The 16134-nt window shown below is 69.1% G+C and carries 22 protein-coding genes; 10 read left to right on the top strand and 12 right to left on the bottom strand.

The window, feature by feature from the left end; translation table 11 throughout:
- Positions 1-57: 57 nt before the first annotated feature.
- Positions 58-642 (top strand): hypothetical protein, encoded by a 585-nt coding sequence (locus ACQP0U_RS22240; RefSeq protein WP_433310252.1) that lies wholly within the window; start codon positions 58-60, stop codon positions 640-642.
- Between the two features lie 187 nt (positions 643-829).
- Here the strand turns inward: ACQP0U_RS22240 and ACQP0U_RS22235 are convergent, their stop codons facing one another.
- Both ACQP0U_RS22235 and ACQP0U_RS22230 read right to left on the bottom strand, forming a co-directional pair.
- Complete coding sequence (locus ACQP0U_RS22235; RefSeq protein WP_433310249.1) at positions 830-1219, bottom strand: hypothetical protein; 390 nt, start codon at positions 1217-1219, stop codon at positions 830-832.
- A gap of 53 nt (positions 1220-1272) precedes the next feature.
- Positions 1273-1656, bottom strand: a complete 384-nt coding sequence (locus tag ACQP0U_RS22230; protein WP_433310246.1) for a DoxX family protein — start codon at positions 1654-1656, stop codon at positions 1273-1275.
- 178 nt (positions 1657-1834) lie between these two features.
- Here ACQP0U_RS22230 and ACQP0U_RS22225 point away from each other — a divergent pair, with 178 nt between their 5' ends.
- Positions 1835-2728, top strand: a complete 894-nt coding sequence (locus ACQP0U_RS22225; protein WP_433310243.1) for an RNA polymerase sigma-70 factor — start codon at positions 1835-1837, stop codon at positions 2726-2728.
- A 21-nt stretch (positions 2729-2749) separates the two neighbouring features.
- On the opposite strand, the gene ACQP0U_RS22220 is transcribed toward ACQP0U_RS22225, so the two are convergent.
- Positions 2750-3952: a low temperature requirement protein A gene (locus tag ACQP0U_RS22220; RefSeq protein ID WP_433310240.1), complete on the bottom strand. Its 1203-nt coding sequence runs from the start codon at positions 3950-3952 to the stop codon at positions 2750-2752.
- Between the two features lie 178 nt (positions 3953-4130).
- On the opposite strand from ACQP0U_RS22220, the gene ACQP0U_RS22215 reads away from it, so the two are divergent.
- A complete protein-coding gene (locus ACQP0U_RS22215) occupies positions 4131-4748 on the top strand; it encodes a TetR/AcrR family transcriptional regulator (RefSeq protein ID WP_433310237.1) in 618 nt (205 codons plus the stop codon).
- Here ACQP0U_RS22215 and ACQP0U_RS22210 read toward each other — a convergent pair.
- Positions 4741-5379, bottom strand: coding sequence for a hypothetical protein (locus ACQP0U_RS22210; RefSeq protein ID WP_433310236.1), 639 nt, complete (start codon positions 5377-5379; stop codon positions 4741-4743). The two genes, ACQP0U_RS22215 and ACQP0U_RS22210, sit on opposite strands and share 8 nt — an antisense overlap.
- A gap of 124 nt (positions 5380-5503) precedes the next feature.
- Between ACQP0U_RS22210 and ACQP0U_RS22205 the strand changes: the two genes are divergently transcribed.
- Positions 5504-6214, top strand: coding sequence for an HAD family hydrolase (locus ACQP0U_RS22205; protein WP_433310233.1), 711 nt, complete (start codon positions 5504-5506; stop codon positions 6212-6214).
- 409 nt (positions 6215-6623) lie between these two features.
- Positions 6624-7409 (top strand): L,D-transpeptidase family protein, encoded by a 786-nt coding sequence (locus tag ACQP0U_RS22200; protein ID WP_433310230.1) that lies wholly within the window; start codon positions 6624-6626, stop codon positions 7407-7409.
- Between the two features lie 13 nt (positions 7410-7422).
- Here ACQP0U_RS22200 and ACQP0U_RS22195 read toward each other — a convergent pair whose 3' ends face one another.
- The 5 genes from ACQP0U_RS22195 to ACQP0U_RS22175 form a co-directional block, all read right to left on the bottom strand.
- Positions 7423-7698, bottom strand: a complete 276-nt coding sequence (locus ACQP0U_RS22195) for a hypothetical protein (RefSeq protein WP_030491206.1) — start codon at positions 7696-7698, stop codon at positions 7423-7425.
- A gap of 47 nt (positions 7699-7745) precedes the next feature.
- Positions 7746-8177, bottom strand: coding sequence for a hypothetical protein (locus tag ACQP0U_RS22190; RefSeq protein WP_433310227.1), 432 nt, complete (start codon positions 8175-8177; stop codon positions 7746-7748).
- A gap of 186 nt (positions 8178-8363) precedes the next feature.
- On the bottom strand, positions 8364-9068 hold the full coding sequence (locus ACQP0U_RS22185) for a VOC family protein (protein ID WP_433310224.1): 705 nt from the start codon (positions 9066-9068) through the stop codon (positions 8364-8366).
- 13 nt (positions 9069-9081) lie between these two features.
- The gene (locus ACQP0U_RS22180) at positions 9082-9264 is read right to left on the bottom strand and encodes a DUF397 domain-containing protein (protein WP_433321018.1); all 183 of its coding nucleotides are present in this window, start codon (positions 9262-9264) and stop codon (positions 9082-9084) included.
- Complete coding sequence (locus ACQP0U_RS22175; protein WP_433310221.1) at positions 9258-10058, bottom strand: helix-turn-helix domain-containing protein; 801 nt, start codon at positions 10056-10058, stop codon at positions 9258-9260. Before ACQP0U_RS22175 ends, ACQP0U_RS22180 begins: the two co-directional genes overlap by 7 nt.
- Positions 10059-10339: 281 nt before the next feature.
- Between ACQP0U_RS22175 and ACQP0U_RS22170 the strand changes: the two genes are divergently transcribed.
- On the top strand, positions 10340-10594 hold the full coding sequence (locus ACQP0U_RS22170; protein ID WP_433310218.1) for a flavin reductase: 255 nt from the start codon (positions 10340-10342) through the stop codon (positions 10592-10594).
- A gap of 18 nt (positions 10595-10612) precedes the next feature.
- On the opposite strand, the gene ACQP0U_RS22165 is transcribed toward ACQP0U_RS22170, so the two are convergent.
- From ACQP0U_RS22165 to ACQP0U_RS22155, 3 genes are all read right to left on the bottom strand, one after another.
- Positions 10613-10870, bottom strand: a complete 258-nt coding sequence (locus tag ACQP0U_RS22165; RefSeq protein ID WP_433310215.1) for a hypothetical protein — start codon at positions 10868-10870, stop codon at positions 10613-10615.
- A 137-nt stretch (positions 10871-11007) separates the two neighbouring features.
- Positions 11008-11331, bottom strand: coding sequence for a hypothetical protein (locus ACQP0U_RS22160; RefSeq protein ID WP_433310213.1), 324 nt, complete (start codon positions 11329-11331; stop codon positions 11008-11010).
- Positions 11332-11379: 48 nt separating this feature from the next.
- Positions 11380-11517, bottom strand: a complete 138-nt coding sequence (locus ACQP0U_RS22155) for a hypothetical protein (protein ID WP_433310210.1) — start codon at positions 11515-11517, stop codon at positions 11380-11382.
- Positions 11518-11720: 203 nt separating this feature from the next.
- On the opposite strand from ACQP0U_RS22155, the gene ACQP0U_RS22150 reads away from it, so the two are divergent.
- Genes ACQP0U_RS22150 through ACQP0U_RS22135 form a run of 4 tightly spaced genes read left to right on the top strand, consistent with a single transcriptional unit; the run spans position 11721 to position 16035 of the window.
- Positions 11721-13007 carry an ABC transporter substrate-binding protein gene (locus tag ACQP0U_RS22150; protein WP_433310207.1) on the top strand — a complete coding sequence of 429 codons (1287 nt, stop codon included), beginning with the start codon at positions 11721-11723 and terminating at the stop codon, positions 13005-13007.
- Positions 13004-13978 (top strand): carbohydrate ABC transporter permease, encoded by a 975-nt coding sequence (locus ACQP0U_RS22145; RefSeq protein ID WP_433310204.1) that lies wholly within the window; start codon positions 13004-13006, stop codon positions 13976-13978. Before ACQP0U_RS22150 ends, ACQP0U_RS22145 begins: the two co-directional genes overlap by 4 nt.
- 1 nt (position 13979) lies before the next feature.
- Entirely contained in the window at positions 13980-14816 is an 837-nt protein-coding gene (locus tag ACQP0U_RS22140) for a carbohydrate ABC transporter permease (protein ID WP_350853661.1), read from the top strand.
- A gap of 10 nt (positions 14817-14826) precedes the next feature.
- Entirely contained in the window at positions 14827-16035 is a 1209-nt protein-coding gene (locus tag ACQP0U_RS22135) for an ABC transporter ATP-binding protein (RefSeq protein WP_433310201.1), read from the top strand.
- Positions 16036-16134 lie beyond the last annotated feature (99 nt).

Below are 16134 nucleotides of genomic sequence, written 5' to 3'. Positions count from 1 at the left end.
CTATCGGACCACCAACCCGACAGTGCGGATCGTGCGGCGACCGCCGAAGGAATGGCAATGAACTGGACTGACCGGATCGTTGACGCGACCAGATGGCGTCAGGAGTCGATCGAGGGCGACTGGGGCGACGTCGAGTCCGAGCTTGGGGTGGCGTTGCCGACCGATTACCAGGAGTTGTGTCAGCGTTTCGGACCGGGATCGTTTTCGGCGTACCTGCACGTTCTGCCACCGACGGCGGAGCAAGGTTCGTCGTCACTACTCGGGACCTGGCGGAGGTATCGGCAGGACAACCGCGAGGGCGGCATGATCGAGCAGTTCCTCGCGCCCTACGGGTTGTATGAGCCGGACAGAGGGCCGGGTCTGGTCCGCTGGGCTTCGGACCAGACCGAGGGCGAGTACTTCTGGCTGACTGACCGCTCGGTGGACGCCGATCAGTGGCCAGTGATCGCACGGAAGGACCCGCTGGAGTCATGGCACCGGTTCGACGTATCCACCACGGAATTCGTCTATCGGTTGCTTGCGGATCCGGAGTTCACGCCTTTCACGGTGGCCGATCCGCCGCGCCGGGCGTTCTATCTGCCAACCGGGCAGACGATCTCCAGCGCCGAAGAATGGGATGCCCTTACCAGCCCGAACCGGTAGAGCTGAACCAGTTGGCCGGAGTCCTGCCCAGGCAGGTCTGAGGACCGACTGGGACAACGGTTGCTGACAGGCGGGTGCCCGACCTGCTCAAGACCCACGGCATCAAGGGATTGTTCGATCAGTGAGCCGTTGGCGAGGCGCACTGTAACCGCTGCTGCGCCGGTACGGGGCGCGGGCCCGAAAGGGTTCACTGATAGCCGATGCGGACGATCAACTTGCCCTCTCTGGGTTCGGCCCCGACGTAGACGGACGCGGGGTCGAACAGGGTCGGCGGCAGGCTCAGCTCCTCGGAGAGGCCCATCTCGCGTGCCAGATCCTCCGGTGCCTGCCCCGCCGCGGGCACCACGGTTATCGTTCGCCAGCATCCACCGGAGGCGCACTCCGTGCCCTCGTCGACGACGCTGGCTCCGGACGGCACCTCCGGTAGCCGCGACTTCGGTGGCAACGCTCCCTCGGTCCCGAACACCTGCAACCACAGGAACGACAGGACCCACAGGCACGACAGCAGGCCCAGCGGGACGGCCACGGCCACGAGAACGTGTTTCGTGCGTCTCCGCAGCGCGGTCCGCGAGGTCATCGCGCGAGGATAGCGGGGCAAGGCCGACCAGCCGGGGCGGCAGTGGGCCCAGGTCAGCCGGAGAAGGGCTCGGGTCCGAGGCGGCCCCAGGCCACGAACGCGGCCACCGCGAGGTAGATCAGATTCAGCCCGATGAACCTCGCCTCGTCAAGGCGCAGGTGGGTGATCATCGCGCCGACCATCAGCAGGACCCAGCAGATGGCGGTCACCGGCACCAGCACCGGTGCGATGTCCAGCGCGGCGGGCAGGATGAGACCGACCGCGGCCAGGAATTCAAGGACTCCGAGGGCCTTGACGAAGCCGACGCTGGCACCGCCGGTCCACCCTCCGCCGTTGATCGCGGCCAACTTCTCCTTGGGTACGAACATCTTGGTGATGCCTCCGGTCAGGGCGACCGCGGCCAGCAGTCCGGCCGCGATCCACAGAGCCAGGTTCATGAGTTTCCCTCCGTATCGGGTCAGACAGGAGACACCTCCGGTCGGTGCGCTGTGACAGTTCGTCGGGTGACGAGGAGCACCGGCGCCTGGCGTCACAGAAGGCGGGTGGCCGGTGTCTGGTGGGCGGCGCGGTCGAGTTCGACGAGACTGGAGGACACATGGACGCTGGGGCGGAATCATGAGTGCGGACGGCCACGGTGACCGCGCTGTCGACGCGTTCGTCACCCACCGGAACCTGCTCTTCACCGTCGCCTACGAGATGCTCGGCTCGGCCGCCGACGCGGAGGACGTACTCCAGGAGACCTGGCTGCGGTGGGCGGACGCGGACCTTCCGGCGGTGCGGGACCAGCGTGCCTACCTGGTCCGGATCACCACCCGACTGTCGCTCAACCGGCTCCGGGCGGTCGGCCGGCGCAGGGAGTCCTACGTCGGCTCCTGGTTGCCGGAGCCGCTGCTGACCACACCCGACGTCGCCGACGACGTCGAACTCGCCGAGAGTGTCTCGATGGCGATGCTGCTGGTGCTGGAGACACTCGCGCCGACCGAGCGGGTGGTGTTCGTACTCCGTGAGGTCTTCGACCTTGGATACGACGAGATCGCCGAGGCGGTCGACAAGAATTCGGCAGCGGTCCGCCAGATCGCCCACCGTGCGCGGGCGCATGTCGCCGCGCGGCGGCCCCGTGGGATGGTCTCGCCGGCCGAAACCCGACGTGCGCTCACGGCGTTCCGGCTCGCGATCGAGACCGGCGACGTGCAGGCCCTGCTCGACGTCCTCGCGCCGGATGTCGTGCTCCTCGGCGATGGCGGCGGGATCAAACAGGCCGTGCTCCGGCCTGTCGCCGGGGCCGACAAGGTGGCCCGGCTGCTGTGCAGCACACACGTCAGGACCACGACCATGTCGCTGCACCCCGCCCAGGTCAACGGTCACCCGGCGCTGGTTCTGCGGCTCGACGGCGAGGTCGACACGGTCCTCACGCTGCGTATCGACGACGGTCTCATCAGCGGGGTCTACGCCGTGCGTAACCCCGAGAAGCTGTCGCACATGCGGAGCGAAACGGTCCTGCGCCGCTGACGGTCTGGCCGAGAGCGCCGACTAGTACGGGGGCGTGGGTGTCTCCGGCGACCGGTGGTGTGAGCGTCGCGCGTCTGCTCCGGCGACGCCGAGCAGCACCACGGCGGCGACCGCGCCGGCGGTGAGCGGCTGGAGGTGAAGTGCCACCGGTGTCAGCAGGCCGAGGGCCAGCAGGCCGGCGAGCCGGGACCGGGAGACCCGGCCGAAGACCTGGTATTCGAGGGTCGATCGTCCGGTCAGGAAGAGCCCCGGGCCGCCGACGATGGCGATGAGCCAAGCCGCCGGGAGGTGCCCGAGCGGCTCGGTGATGAACAGCTCGAAGCCGACGCCGGTCAGCACGATCCCCGCGATCATGACCATGTGGGCGAACGCCATGTCTGTCGCGAGCCGGGCCGCATTGCGGGAACTGTCGATGGCCGCGTCCAGCACCCCGCCCGCCACGTGGAAGTAGATCCGCCAGAGCAGAACCGTGGTCGCCAGCGCCAGGACGAAACCACCCGTCTGGTCGGTGTGGAACTCGCTGCCGCTGAAGGCGAGCCCGATGACGAAGATCGCCTCGCCGAGAGCGATGAGGAGGAACTGTTGGTACCGCTCGGCCAGGTGTTCGGCCGCGATGGTCTGGATGCCGAGTCGTTGCGCGCCGAGTCGAGGGGTCGGCCAGCCGAGGAACAACCCGGTGTAGTCGATCAGCACGGCGAGGGTCCAGAGCGCCCCGCGAACCGTGCCGTCGTTGACCAGCCCGCCGACGACCCAGAGCGGTGCGCTCAGGACGAACCAGAACAGGATGCGGATGGACTGTTGTGGGTCCGGCCGGCCGTGCCCGGCGACGTGGAAATACACCACTCGGCCGATCTGGAGGGTCACCAGGGTGATGGCGAAGAGTGCGGCCCGTGCGCCGAAGGCATCGGGTACGGCGACGGCCATCGTCATGGCACCGACCAACGTCATGATGATGACGGTCTGCACGATCGGGGCGTCCGGGTCCAGCCAACTGGTCGACCAGACCGTCACCGACCACACTGCCCACAGCGCCAGGAACAACAGCAGGGCCTGGCCGAGGCCCGCGTACACGCCGCGCTGGCCGTCGGTGAAGTCGACGATCAGCCGCGCGGAGATCCGGGTGAGGGCGAAGACGAAGACCAGATCGAGGAAGAGTTCCAGGAAGGTCGCCCGCTGGCGAGTGGCGTCGTCGCGAAGCAGCCGTACGCCGCTCGTGTTCCTCATCGGCCCGCCCCGCGCCGGTGCCGCCGAACGACCACGTGTCCTCCCGTCGCGGTGATCTCCTCGCCTAACGAGCCAGGAGGCGGCAGTGGCACGTGGAGTGGGGGGAGCGGCGCGCCACAACAGTCACCAATCCGTCACCCGGCCGCTACGGCAGGCGTACGCCCTTACGCTCGTGGGCGTGCCCGGACCTGCCGAGAAGGCCACTGAACAGGACCGGCGTGACCTCATCGTCACGGTCGCGCGAGAGTTGGCCGAGACGGAGGGCTGGGCGGGTGTGACCACCCGACGGCTCGCCGAACGGACCGAGATCGACATGGGTGACATCTATCGGCACTTCGCCGATCTGGAGGCGCTGATCGCCGCCGTGGCGGTGTGCGCCTTCGCCGATCTGGCGGCCGATCTCGCCGAGGCGCACGCGGAGACCGTTGGCAGCCCCGAGGGGGTCTGGCCGGCGGTCGCGAGCGCGTACCTCGACTTCGCGTACACGAATCCGGAGGTCTATGACGCGATGCTCGCGCTGACCCCCGACCTCGCCCTCGGCGTGGATGGTGTGCCGGCCGCGCCGCGCGCGGTCTTCGCCGAGCTGCGGGCGGCCCTGACCCCGCTGGCCGAGGGCCGGGACCCGGACACCCTCGCCGAGGTGGGCTGGAGCCTGCTGCACGGGGTGGTGATGCTGACCCGGGGCGGCCGGCTCCGACCCGAGGGGCAGGAGGAACGCGAAGCGTTGATCGCGCAGCGGCTGCTGCGGTGGCCCGTGACCGCGCCGCCGCCGACACCCCCGATCGTGGTCAGTTGACGGGCTGGCGGTCGGCCGGGCCCTTGTCGGCGAACCGGAACGTGGTGTTCAGCGCGGCGTTGCCCAACTCCTTGAGCACGAGGCCGTTGCCGGGGAGGTGCTGGAGGAACCGGGTCTCGCTGCCGATCGCGTACGTGCCGTTGCCCTTGGCGATGATGGTGAACCGCTGGATCGGGTCGTCCTGGTCGCAGACGACGCCCCCGATCGTCAGTTCGGGTTCGATGTCCAGGCCGTTCACCTGCCAGCAGGATGGGTCGTCGTTGGCGGGGTGGCCGTCCTTCGCGCCGAATGCCCTGATCACGTACCGGTCCCCGCCGATCGGTGTCGGCACGAACAGGGTGCGACCGCCGGTGTCGCCGCCCTCTTCAAGCCGCCCGCTGAGCTCCAGCGCGTCCCCCGAGCCCTGCACCCGGGTGATGGTGACCTCGCGCTTGCCGGACAGCAGCGGGTCGGCCGCCGCTGCCGCCGAGGTGGCCGGAGCCCCCGCCGTCGGTGTGCTCGTCACCGCGCCCGACGGCGTCGGCGTGCCCGCCGCGGTGCCTGGTGCCTTGTCGGCGCTGCCCTGGCACGCCACCAGCGTGCTGGCGCAGGCCAGCACCGCCGCGCCGGTGACCCACTTCATGGTGACCATGCCGTACTCCTCAGGAGCCGTCCCGAACCTGTCGAGTGGAGGAAAAATCATGGGCTTCGCCGTTCGTCTGCCGCCTATCCTGTCTCCCGGTCAACCGGGTGGTGGGCGCGGGGAGGGGATTGGCATGACGGTCGGCGTGGCGGCGCGGCGGCAGGCGCAGGTGTTGATCTTTGATGCGGACGACACGTTGTGGGAGAACAACGTCGTCTTCGAGCGGGTGATCGACGACTTTTTGAGCTGGTTGGACCACCCCACCCTGGACCGGGCCGAGCTGCGGGCCGTCCTCGACGACATCGAGCGGGCCAACGCGGTGGCGCACGGGTACGGCAGCAAGGTCTTCCTGCGCAGCCTGGCGGAGTGCCTGGAGCGGCTGCGTGAGCGGCCGGCCACCGACGCCGAACGCCAGGAGATCGACCGGCTGGCGGTAGCCCTCGTCGAGCATCAGGTGGAGCTGATGCCCGGGGTGGCCGACGTGCTCGACGAGTTGGCCGGCCGGCACGAGCTGCTGCTGCTGACCAAGGGCGACCAGGAGGAGCAGCAGCGCAAGCTGGACGCCTGCGGCCTGCTGCACCACTTCGGGGCCGCGCACATCGTCGCGGAGAAGAACGTCGACACGTACCGGTGGCTCACGCGGGAGCACGGTTTCGCGCCGGCCGGCGCGTGGATGATCGGCAACTCCCCGAAGTCCGACATCCTGCCGGCGCGGGCGGCCGGGTTGAACGCGGTGTTCATTCCGAACGCGAACACGTGGGTGCTGGAGGAGGACGAGCTGGACCCGACCGACGGCGGGGTGCTGCGGCTCGCCGCGTTCCGTGACCTGCTGGGGCACTTCTGACCGTGGCGAAGCCAAACAGCGTCGCCGATCATGATCGTGTTACGCCGACCTGCCCGATTTTCACTGTGGGGTCAGTCCTGCCGTCGGCCGGCCGACGCGGCTTGTCCGGCCGATCGGAGCCTGCCTAGCCTGGGCCGGCGCTCACGGCCCTCCGGGGTGTGTCGGGGCGCGTCGGCGTTCGGCGGGTGAGCACCGTGGAGCTGAGTGCGGAGTGGCCGGCTCACCCCGTTCCGGCGCGCGGCGTCGTGTCACGCCCGCGCGGGCGGGGTGCCGGAGCTGTCCGCTCCTCCGCCGGACGGCCGAGGGTCAGGGCCGGGTAGTTGCGGACTCGGTCCTGACCCGCCCGCGAATCGTTCAAGCGCGCGGAACGGGGCAGACCGCGCGTCGGTTCGACTGTCAGGATGGCGGCATGAAGCGCAGATCTCTCCTGCTGGGCGCGGCGGCAGGTCTGGCCGCCCCGGCCGTGCTCACTCCGGCCGCGCCCGCGCTCGCCGGAAGCGGGCCGCTGCGGCCGACGTGGAGCACGGGCCCGGGGCAGCGACCCGTGCCGGGCCAGCACCGCCCGAACCGGGCCCGCGAACTGACCACGCTGCCGGCGGCGACGAAGCAGGTGATCATCGTCGGCGCCAGCAGCTACTCCACGACCTACGCCACGCTGGAGGCGTACGTGCGGGTCTGGAACGGCTGGCAGCCGGCCTCGGAGGTGCTGCCCGCCCGGATCGGCTCGAAGGGCTTCAGCGACAACCACGTGGAGGGTGTGCCGACCACGCCGACCGGTGTTTACTCGATCGGCCCCACCATGTACGGCATCTCCGCCAACCCGGGTGTGCGATTCCCGTACCACCGGCTGGTCAGCGGTGACTGGTGGAACGAGAATCCGTCGTCGTCGCGCTACAACACCTTCCAGCACAGTGACACGAACCCGGGCGGGGCCAGCGAGGCGCTGTGGAAGGAGGTCCCCGCGTACACGCACTTCGCGGTGATCACCTACAACATGCCGCCGAACGTGCCGAAGCCGGTGCCGAATGCGGGCAGCGGGATCTTCCTGCACCAGTTCAGCACCAGCGCGGGCAACGCCACCGCCGGTTGCGTCTCCCTCGCACACGGTCACCTTGTCGACGTGCTCAACTGGCTGGACCCGGCGCTGTCACCACGCATCGTGCTCAGCCCGTACGCCCAGCTCAGCCGATATTGACAGCCGCTGCGGCTCAGCCGGCCTCGCGCCGGACGATCGCCACCGCCACCCGGCAAAACTCGTCCATGTCCGGGTTGAACCCGGCAGCGATGTCGGGATGCAACCCGGAGCGGGTCTCCTCCAACAAGCGCTGGCAGACCTGCTCGACCGGTTCACCGGCGTAGTCGGCGCGGACCCGGTCGGTGGCCGCCTGAAGCGCCGAGGTCAGCTGCTCCTCCAGTGGGCCGCGCAGCTTCTGCTGCACAGGGTCGAGCCCGCGGGGGTCGAGCGTGACATGTGGCTCCGACATCGGTGCTCCCTTCGTCGGCGTCCGCGATACCCCACCGCGGACGTCGGTCAAACCCCGGTCGGTACGGCGGCGACCCGCACCTGGTACGAGAAGTCCTCCGCCGGCTCCTCGTGGTACGACAACCTGCGGATCTGCCGGTCGTCGTCGTAGAGGGCGACGTCCACCAGGACGCCGAGGTGGGTGAGGCCGATGGTCGACACCCGCTTCTTGTCCTGCAGCACCGTGCACACGCCGCCGAGCAGGGTGCTGGCGTCGGACGTACGGTGCCCGGGCGGGCATCGCAACACCAGATCCACCTCGATCGGCCCGGGCAACGGCGTCCAGCCGGTGCGCTGGGCCGCGACGAGGGCGGCCTGGAGCAGGGTGCGGACCCTCGTCGCCTGCCGATGCCCGGCGGCGAAGATGGACAACGCTTCGGTCTTGACCGGTGGCAGGCCGCTCACCTCGAACGTCAGGGCGAGAGCGCGGGTGTCCTGCACGACGGCACCTCCTCGTTGGGACGATCCTGCCGAACCGGGGGTGCGGCGGTGGGGTGTTCCCGCGATTACCAACCGATCGGGCAGGCATGGGGTCGGCCGGAGGCGTGTCGACGGCGGCGGCGAACGCGCCGGCTACGGCGCTAGGAAAACGCTAGCCGACGACGCCCGCGCTGGGTAGTCGGTCGTTCACCCGGTGGGGCGTGGTGCGAAGGCGCAGAACTCGTTGCCCTCGGGGTCGGCCAGGATCCACCACCAGTGCGCGTCGTCGAGCGGCTCCCGCAGCAGCGTCGCGCCCGCCGCGATCAGCGCCATCGGCTCCGGGTCGGTCAGGTCGACGTCCCAGTGCAGGCGGTTCTTGACCGTCTTGGTCTCGGGCACCGCGGCGAAGACCCAGTACTCCCAGGGGAACCCGGCCGCGCCGACCAGCGAGGAGGTGGTCGACTCGTGTTCCACGGTGCCGCCGAGCACGCCGGCCCACCAGGTCGCCTGGGCGGCTGGGTCGGCCGAGTCCACGACCAGCTCGAACGGGCCCGGTCGGGTGCCCTCCCGGGCGGGGAACGCGCAGAACTCGTTGCCCTCCGGGTCCTCCAACACCCACCAGGTGTCGTCGCCGGCCGGTTCGCGGACCAGCCGGGCGCCGGCCGCGAGCAGCGCCGCCGGGTCCGCGTCGGCCACCCGCAGATCCAGGTGTACGCGGGTCTTGCCGACCCGCGGCTCGGGCACCTTGTTTACCCAGATCGACTCGGCTTTCGAGCGCGCCGAGCGCGGGTCCACCCGGGTGTCGTCGTCACCGGCGTCGGCCACGTCCCCGTCGAGCATCCGGGCCCAGAAGCCGCCGAGCGCGAGCGGGTCGGTGGCGTCCAGGCAGAGGTCCTTGAAGCGCGCGATCATGTGTCGGCGCTGCTCAGTGCTGCTTGGCGTACGCGACGAACGCCTTCCAGGCTGTCGGGTCGAGGTGCAGGGTGCCGCCGTCGCGGTCCTTGGTGTCGCGCACCAGCACGACGCTCGGCAGGTTGTCGGCGACCTCGACGCAGGCCCCGCCGTTGCCGCCGGACCGGGTCGACTTCCGCCACTGTGGGGTCAGCATGCCCATGACTTCGCCACTTCCTTGATCAGCTCGGTTGACTGCCGGCGGGGGAGCGCCTCGTTCCGCACGATCTCCCACGTCTTCGCCAGCTTAGCGACGTCGGCCGGTGCATCGACGATCTGTGCGGTGAGCTGGTTGTCGGCATAGGTCACGCGCTCACCGTCCGGCATCTCGGCGATGATGAACTGACCGCCCATTCCCAGATACATCCCAGCATCCGTCGGGACGATGTGCACCTGGATATGCTCCGCCGTCGCCAACTGGACCAGGTGTTCACACTGCTCGACCATCAGCCCCGGCTGGTCGAGCACCGGTCGGCGCAGCACCGCCTCGTCCAGCACGGCGATGAGCTGCGGCGGGCGCGGGCGGTGCAGGATCGCCTGCCGCTCCAGCCGGGAGGCGACGATCCGGTCCACGTCCTCGGCGTCGAAACGGCCACCGGCAAGCGTCGCGCGGGCGTACCGCTCGGTCTGGAGCAGGCCCGGCACGTACGCCAACTCGAACCAGCGCAGCGTGGTCGCCTCCCGCTCGAACTCGATCCACTCGCGCAGCCAGGCCGGCTCGGCGTCGAGCCGGGCCAACCCGTCCAACATGCGGAGGAAGCGCCCGCCGGTGTGGTGCTGGTTGTCGACCGCCCTCATGTACTCCTTCGTGGGCGGTCGCCCGCCGGTCTCCACCGAGCTGACGTGCGAACCCGAATAGCCGATGCCCCTGCCGAAGTCGTCCTGACTGAGCCCTAACCCCGTCCGGAACAGGCGCAGTTCCTCCAGCACGTAGTCGGTGACGGTCCCCATCGATTCCCCAACCTTCGCTCAGTCTGGCTCGGCGTGTCCCTCACGGGTGCTCACCTGGACCGCTGAGCTGCACGGATGGCGCGAGCACGTATCGACGGTAGTCGCCTCATCACCAGACTGTCACCAGTGGCGGGTCCGCTGGTGGCCGGAATGGCGGCGGTGGGCCCTGCCCTCCGGGGGTCGCTCCCGTTTCCCCCTTGCGGGAGCGGCCCCTTCCCCGTCCCCGAGGAGGTCGATGTGCTCACCCCGACAGTCCAGCAGCCGTCGGCGCGGTGGCGGTGATGGTGGTCCGGCCGCCCGTACCGCACGTCGCCATGCGCCCGCTGTGGCGGTGCCGGAACTGTGGCAAGGAGTGGCCGTGCCAGCCGGCCAAGCTTGCCCTGCTGACGGAGTACCGGACCAGCAGGACGGCGCTGCTGATCTATCTCGGCACCCTGATGCACGAGGCGACGAACCAGCTCACCCAACTCCACCCGGATCATCCACCGGCCAGGATGACCGAGCGCTTCCTCTCCTGGGCCAGGGCCCGGAGTTGACGCCCGGCCCGCCGTCGTTCATCCCGGAAAGTGGATCAGTGGCACCCCGTCGGAGTATCCGGGCCCCTCACTGGTCAGCACCGCGGCGTCGTGGGTCAGGCCCGCCACGGCGGCCGCGGCCAGGTCGAAACGGTGGGTTCTGCGCTGCCAGAAGGTCAGCTCCGGTAGATCCTCCGCCTGCTCGGGCAGTAGCGCGCAGGAAGTCAGGGCCAGCAGCTTGTGCAGCAGGGCCAGGTCCTTGCCGGTCGCGATGGTCAACGCTTCGGTCGCTGCCACCACCGGCACCCCAAACCGCACCCCGTCCTCAATCACCTCGTGGACGGGCTCGCCCACGTGCACCGTCCGGAGGACGGCGTATCCCAGCAGGGCCGACCGGTCCAGGATGAGTCGAACTGGTGGTGTTGTCTCCGAGTTCATGCGGCGTCGGCGCGGGGTGCGGTGTCGTCACCGTTCATCTCGGCCTCCATGGCGGCGCGGATCGTGGCGCGCTCCGCCTCGAAGCGCTCCGCAGACCACTCAGCCTCCACGCCCAGGCGGCGGGCCCGAGCCTCGGCCACACCCTGCTCGCTGACGTGAATACCGGCGGCGAGCAACAACTCCTTGTGCTGCTCCACCCGCTTGCGCCGACGCACCGACTCCGTGACGTAGGCACTGGCCATGCGGTTGCCCTGGCTCTCCAGGATCTGACTCACGTCCGGGGGGACGGAGATCGTGAAGCGACGCTGAGGCTCTGTCATACGCGCAGCTTACACCTGTCATACTCCAGGCTGGCGCTGCTCGTACCGTCAGGCGGGTTCGACTCTGGTGGCGTCCGGGTGCGGGCTGCCGGAGGCGGTCCGGCCCTCGCGCAGTGACAAGCGACGCGCCAACGCCGTGGCGGCCGCGAGCGCGGCCAGGACCATGGCGATCTCCGCGACCACCACCGGTGGTGCTGTTTGGCGTCGCGAAATACCAAAGCCGACCTCCGCTGTGACAGCCAGGTTTCGCGACTTCACGGGTGGGGCAGAGTAGCCGCAAAGAGCTTCCGGGCCGGGCGTTTCCGCAGCTTGCCGACTCGGAGTCGGCTCGCCGTGCGCCGGGGCACGGATGCCCTCCCCGGTCTTTCGCCGAGGAGAGGGGGAGGGCGATGACGGACCCCGAAACGGCTCGACACCGACGCCGACCGGTTGTTCGGCTGGGCGCGGCGGCTGCCGCGCTGGCACTCGTCGCGCCGCTGGCCGCGTGCGGCGCGGACGACGCTGGTGGCCCACCGACGATCAACCTGTACTACCCGCCCGAGCAGAACCTGCAGAAGGTCGTCGACGACTGCAACGCGCAGGCCCAGGGACGGTACGAGATCGCCTACCGGGTGCTGCCCCGGCAGGCCGACGACCAGCGGGTGCAGATGGTGCGCCGGCTGGCCGCCGAGGACAGCGGGATGGACCTGCTCGGGCTGGACGTCACCTGGACCCAGGAGTTCGCCAGCGCCGACTGGATCCGCGAGTGGACCGGCCAGGACAAGGCCGAGGTCGAGCAGGGCACCCTCGCCGGGCCGTTGGACACCGCCCGGTACGAGGACAAGCTGTACGCGGCGCCGAAGAACACGAACGTCCAGTTGCTCTGGTACCGCAAGGACCTGGTGCCGCAGCCGCCGACCACCTGGGACCAGATGATCAGCGCGGCCCAGCAGCTCAAGGACCAGGGCAAGCCGTACCAGGTGCTCACCATGGGTGCGCAGTACGAGGGTCTGGTCGTCCTCTACAACACCCTGGCCGAGAGCGCCGGTGGGAAGATCCTCAACGACGACGGTACGAAGGCCGTGATGGACGACGGCACGGTCCGCGCGTTGGAGCAGCTGAAGAAGTTCGCCACGTCGGGCGTGACCTCGCCGTCGTTCAGCAACGCCACCGAGGACCCGGTCCGGTTGGAGTTCCAGTCCGGCTCGGGCGCGTTCCAGGTGAACTGGCCGTTCGTCTACCCGGCCCTGCAGGAGGCGAACCCGGAGCTGGCCAAGCAGGTCGGTTGGGCCCGGATCCCGGGCATCGACGAGGGCACCCCCAGCAAGGTCACCATCGGCGGGGTCAACCTGGCGGTCAGCTCCTACTCCAAGCACCCGGAGCAGTCCTTCGAGGCGGCCCGGTGCATTCGCAGCGCCGAGCACCAGAAGTTCTCCGCCATCAACGACGGCGTGCCGCCCACCATCGAGGCGGTCTTCGACGACCCGGAGATGACCGAGGCGTACCCGATGAAGGACACCATCCTGGAGGAGCTGAAGGAGCCGGCGACACGCCCGCTGACCCCCGCCTACCAGAGCATCTCCACAGTGATGTCGGCGATCCTGTCGCCGCCGTCCGGGATCCGTCCGCAGCAGACCGCCGACGAGCTGCGCGGCGCCATCGCCGACGCGCTCCAGTCCAAGGGGGTCCTGCCATGACCCGGCCCGCCACCACTGAAACGCCCGAGCAGACCGACGGCCAGCGCGCCACAGTGCCCGCCCAGCGGGGCGGCCGTCGCAAGGCCCCGTTGAGCGAGAACAAGAAGGCCGAACGCAAGCTCGGCCTGCTGCTCTGCGCGCCGGCCGCGCTGGTCATGATCGCGGTGACCGCGTACCCGATCATCTACTCGGTCTGGCTGTCGTTGCAGCGCTTCGACCTGCGCTTCCCCGACCAGCGCAAGTTCATCGGGCTGGACAACTACGTCACCGTGTTGACCAACGAGTTCTGGTGGACCGCGTTCGGGGTGACCATGCTGATCACGGTGGTCACCGTGGCCGTCGAGCTGGTGCTCGGTATGGGCCTGGCGATCATCATGCACCGCACCCTGGTCGGCCGGGGCCTGGTCCGGACCTCGGCGCTGATTCCGTACGGGATCGTCACGGTGGTCGCGGCGTTCTCCTGGCGGTACGCCTGGACGCCCGGCACCGGCTACCTGGCCGACCTGTTCAGCGACGGCGCGCCGCTCACCGAACGGGCCAGCTCCCTGGCGATCATCATGCTGGCGGAGATCTGGAAGACCACCCCGTTCATGGCGCTGCTGCTGATGGCCGGGCTGGCGCTGGTGCCGGAGGACCTTCTCAAGGCGGCGTCCACCGACGGCGCGAGCGCCTGGCAGAAGTTCACGAAGGTGATGCTGCCGGTGATGAAGCCGGCGATCCTTGTCGCGTTGCTGTTCCGCACCCTGGACGCGTTCCGGGTCTTCGACAACATCTTCGTGTTGACCGCCGGCGGCAACGAGACGTCGTCGGTGTCGATGCTCGCCTACAACAACCTGATCCGGGGCCTCAACCTCGGCATCGGTTCGACGATGTCGGTGCTGATCTTCATCACCGTGGCGATCATCGCCTTCGTCTTCGTGAAGCTGTTCGGCACCGCTGCCCCGGGCAGCGACGACGGGGAGAGGCGCTGACATGGCTGTCGAAACCACTACCAGGGCAAAGCTGCGCTGGGGTCTGCTCGACGTCCTCGTGGTCGTCTTCGCGCTGGTCCCGGTGCTGTGGATCGCGTCGCTGTCGTTCAAGACCCCGGCCACCCTCACCGACGGGAACTTCATCCCCCGGGAGTGGACGCTCGACAACTACCGGACCATCTTCGACACCGACCAGTTCGTCCGGGCACTCGTCAACTCGATCGGCGTCGCGCTGATCGCCACGCTGATCGCTGTGGTGCTCGGCGCGATGGCCGCGTACGCGATCAGCCGGCTGGACTTCCCCGGCAAGAAGCTGCTGGTCGGTGTCTCCCTGCTGATCGCGATGTTCCCGCAGGTGTCACTGGTGTCGCCGCTGTTCGAGATCGAGCGTCAGCTCAAGATCTTCGACACCTGGCTCGGGCTGATCCTGCCGTACATCACCTTCGCGCTGCCGCTGGCGATCTACACGCTGTCGGCGTTCTTCAAGCAGATCCCGTGGGATCTGGAGAAGGCCGCGAAGATGGACGGCGCCACCCAGGGGCAGGCGTTCCGGCGGGTGATCGCGCCACTTGCCGCGCCCGGGCTGTTCACCACGGCGATCCTGGTCTTCATCTTCTGCTGGAACGACTTCCTGTTCGCCATCTCGCTGACCTCGACCGAGCGGTCCCGCACGGTGCCGGCCGCGTTGTCGTTCTTCACCGGCGCGTCGCAGTTCGAGGACCCCACCGGGGCGATCTGCGCCGCCGCCGTGGTGATCACCGTGCCGATCATCCTGTTCGTCCTCTTCTTCCAGCGTCGCATCGTGTCCGGTCTGACCTCCGGCGCAGTCAAGGGATAGGTGAGTAGTCATGGCTGACATCGTGCTGGACAAGGTGAGCAAGAGCTTCCCGGACGGGACCGTCGCCGTGCAGGACGTCGACCTGGAAATCGCCGACGGCGAGTTCGTGATCCTGGTCGGACCCTCGGGCTGCGGAAAGTCCACCACCCTGAACATGATCGCCGGGTTGGAGGACATCAGCTCCGGTGAGCTGCGCATCGCCGGGCAGCGGGTCAACGACAAGGCTCCCCGGGACCGGGACATCGCCATGGTGTTCCAGTCGTACGCGCTGTACCCGAACATGACAGTGCGGGAGAACATGGCGTTTCCGCTGCGGCTGGCGAAGCTCGACAAGGAGACCATCAACCGCAAGGTCGACGAGGCGGCGAAGGTGCTGGAGCTGACCTCGCTGCTGGACCGCAAGCCGGCCAACCTCTCCGGCGGCCAGCGTCAGCGGGTGGCGATGGGCCGGGCAATCGTCCGGCAGCCGAAGGCGTTCCTGATGGACGAGCCGTTGTCGAACCTCGACGCCAAGCTGCGGGTGCAGATGCGCACCGTGGTGTCCCGCCTGCAGAAGCAGCTCGGCACCACCACCGTCTACGTCACCCACGACCAGACCGAGGCGATGACCCTCGGCGACCGCGTGGTGATCATGCGCGGGGGCGCGGTGCAGCAGGTCGGCCCCCCGCAGGAGCTGTACGACCACCCGCGCAACCTCTTCGTGGCCGGCTTCATCGGCTCGCCGTCGATGAACTTCCTGCACGCCGCCGTGCAGGACGGCGAGCTGCACACCGCCCTGGGGCAGGTGCCGCTCGGTGACCGGGTCCGCCGGGAGTTGGAGGCGGCCGACGCGCCCCGCGAGCTGATCCTCGGCATCCGGCCCGAGCACTTCGAGGACGCCGAACTGGTCGACGACGACACCCGTCGGCGGGGCATGGAGTTCGAGGCGCCGGTGGACATCGTCGAGTCGATGGGCTCGGACAAGTACGTCTACTTCACTGTCGAGGGCGAGAAGGCCAGCGCCGCCGAGTTGGAGGAGTTGGCTGCGGACGCGGGCGCGGCCGACTTCGCCGGTGCCGGCGGCAACCTGGTGACCCGGTTGTCGGCTGAGTCCCCGGTCGCCGAAGGGCAGACGCGGCGGGTCTGGTTCAACCTGGAGAAGATCCACCTGTTCGACCCGGCCAACGGCCGCAACCTGACCCTGCACGAGGGTAAGGCGGCAGGCGCGCTCGCCGACTGACCAACCCGATCGCGCCGATCTTGCACTTTCGGATGTCGACATCTGTGGAATGCCCCTTGTGTCGGGACAGAAAGTGCAAGATCGGCGCTGTGGGGGCGT

The sequence above is a fragment of the Micromonospora sp. CA-269861 genome (assembly GCF_050948505.1).
GTDB lineage: Bacteria > Actinomycetota > Actinomycetes > Mycobacteriales > Micromonosporaceae > Micromonospora.
Note: the sequence above shows the minus strand (reverse complement) of the source record. Positions and strands in the feature narration are given on the sequence as shown.

Bases quoted from the DNA above. Each gene is read 5' to 3' on its own strand.
- ACQP0U_RS22240 (WP_433310252.1), top strand. From the start codon at position 58: ATGAACTGGACTGACCGGATCGTTGACGCGACCAGATGGCGTCAGGAG.
- ACQP0U_RS22235 (WP_433310249.1), bottom strand. From the start codon at position 1,219: ATGACCTCGCGGACCGCGCTGCGGAGACGCACGAAACACGTTCTCGTG.
- ACQP0U_RS22230 (WP_433310246.1), bottom strand. From the start codon at position 1,656: ATGAACCTGGCTCTGTGGATCGCGGCCGGACTGCTGGCCGCGGTCGCC.
- ACQP0U_RS22225 (WP_433310243.1), top strand. From the start codon at position 1,835: ATGAGTGCGGACGGCCACGGTGACCGCGCTGTCGACGCGTTCGTCACC.
- ACQP0U_RS22220 (WP_433310240.1), bottom strand. From the start codon at position 3,952: ATGAGGAACACGAGCGGCGTACGGCTGCTTCGCGACGACGCCACTCGC.
- ACQP0U_RS22210 (WP_433310236.1), bottom strand. From the start codon at position 5,379: ATGGTCACCATGAAGTGGGTCACCGGCGCGGCGGTGCTGGCCTGCGCC.
- ACQP0U_RS22205 (WP_433310233.1), top strand. From the start codon at position 5,504: ATGACGGTCGGCGTGGCGGCGCGGCGGCAGGCGCAGGTGTTGATCTTT.
- ACQP0U_RS22200 (WP_433310230.1), top strand. From the start codon at position 6,624: ATGAAGCGCAGATCTCTCCTGCTGGGCGCGGCGGCAGGTCTGGCCGCC.
- ACQP0U_RS22195 (WP_030491206.1), bottom strand. From the start codon at position 7,698: ATGTCGGAGCCACATGTCACGCTCGACCCCCGCGGGCTCGACCCTGTG.
- ACQP0U_RS22185 (WP_433310224.1), bottom strand. From the start codon at position 9,068: ATGATCGCGCGCTTCAAGGACCTCTGCCTGGACGCCACCGACCCGCTC.
- ACQP0U_RS22180 (WP_433321018.1), bottom strand. From the start codon at position 9,264: ATGCTGACCCCACAGTGGCGGAAGTCGACCCGGTCCGGCGGCAACGGC.
- ACQP0U_RS22175 (WP_433310221.1), bottom strand. From the start codon at position 10,058: ATGGGGACCGTCACCGACTACGTGCTGGAGGAACTGCGCCTGTTCCGG.
- ACQP0U_RS22170 (WP_433310218.1), top strand. From the start codon at position 10,340: ATGGTGGTCCGGCCGCCCGTACCGCACGTCGCCATGCGCCCGCTGTGG.
- ACQP0U_RS22160 (WP_433310213.1), bottom strand. From the start codon at position 11,331: ATGACAGAGCCTCAGCGTCGCTTCACGATCTCCGTCCCCCCGGACGTG.
- ACQP0U_RS22150 (WP_433310207.1), top strand. From the start codon at position 11,721: ATGACGGACCCCGAAACGGCTCGACACCGACGCCGACCGGTTGTTCGG.
- ACQP0U_RS22145 (WP_433310204.1), top strand. From the start codon at position 13,004: ATGACCCGGCCCGCCACCACTGAAACGCCCGAGCAGACCGACGGCCAG.
- ACQP0U_RS22140 (WP_350853661.1), top strand. From the start codon at position 13,980: ATGGCTGTCGAAACCACTACCAGGGCAAAGCTGCGCTGGGGTCTGCTC.
- ACQP0U_RS22135 (WP_433310201.1), top strand. From the start codon at position 14,827: ATGGCTGACATCGTGCTGGACAAGGTGAGCAAGAGCTTCCCGGACGGG.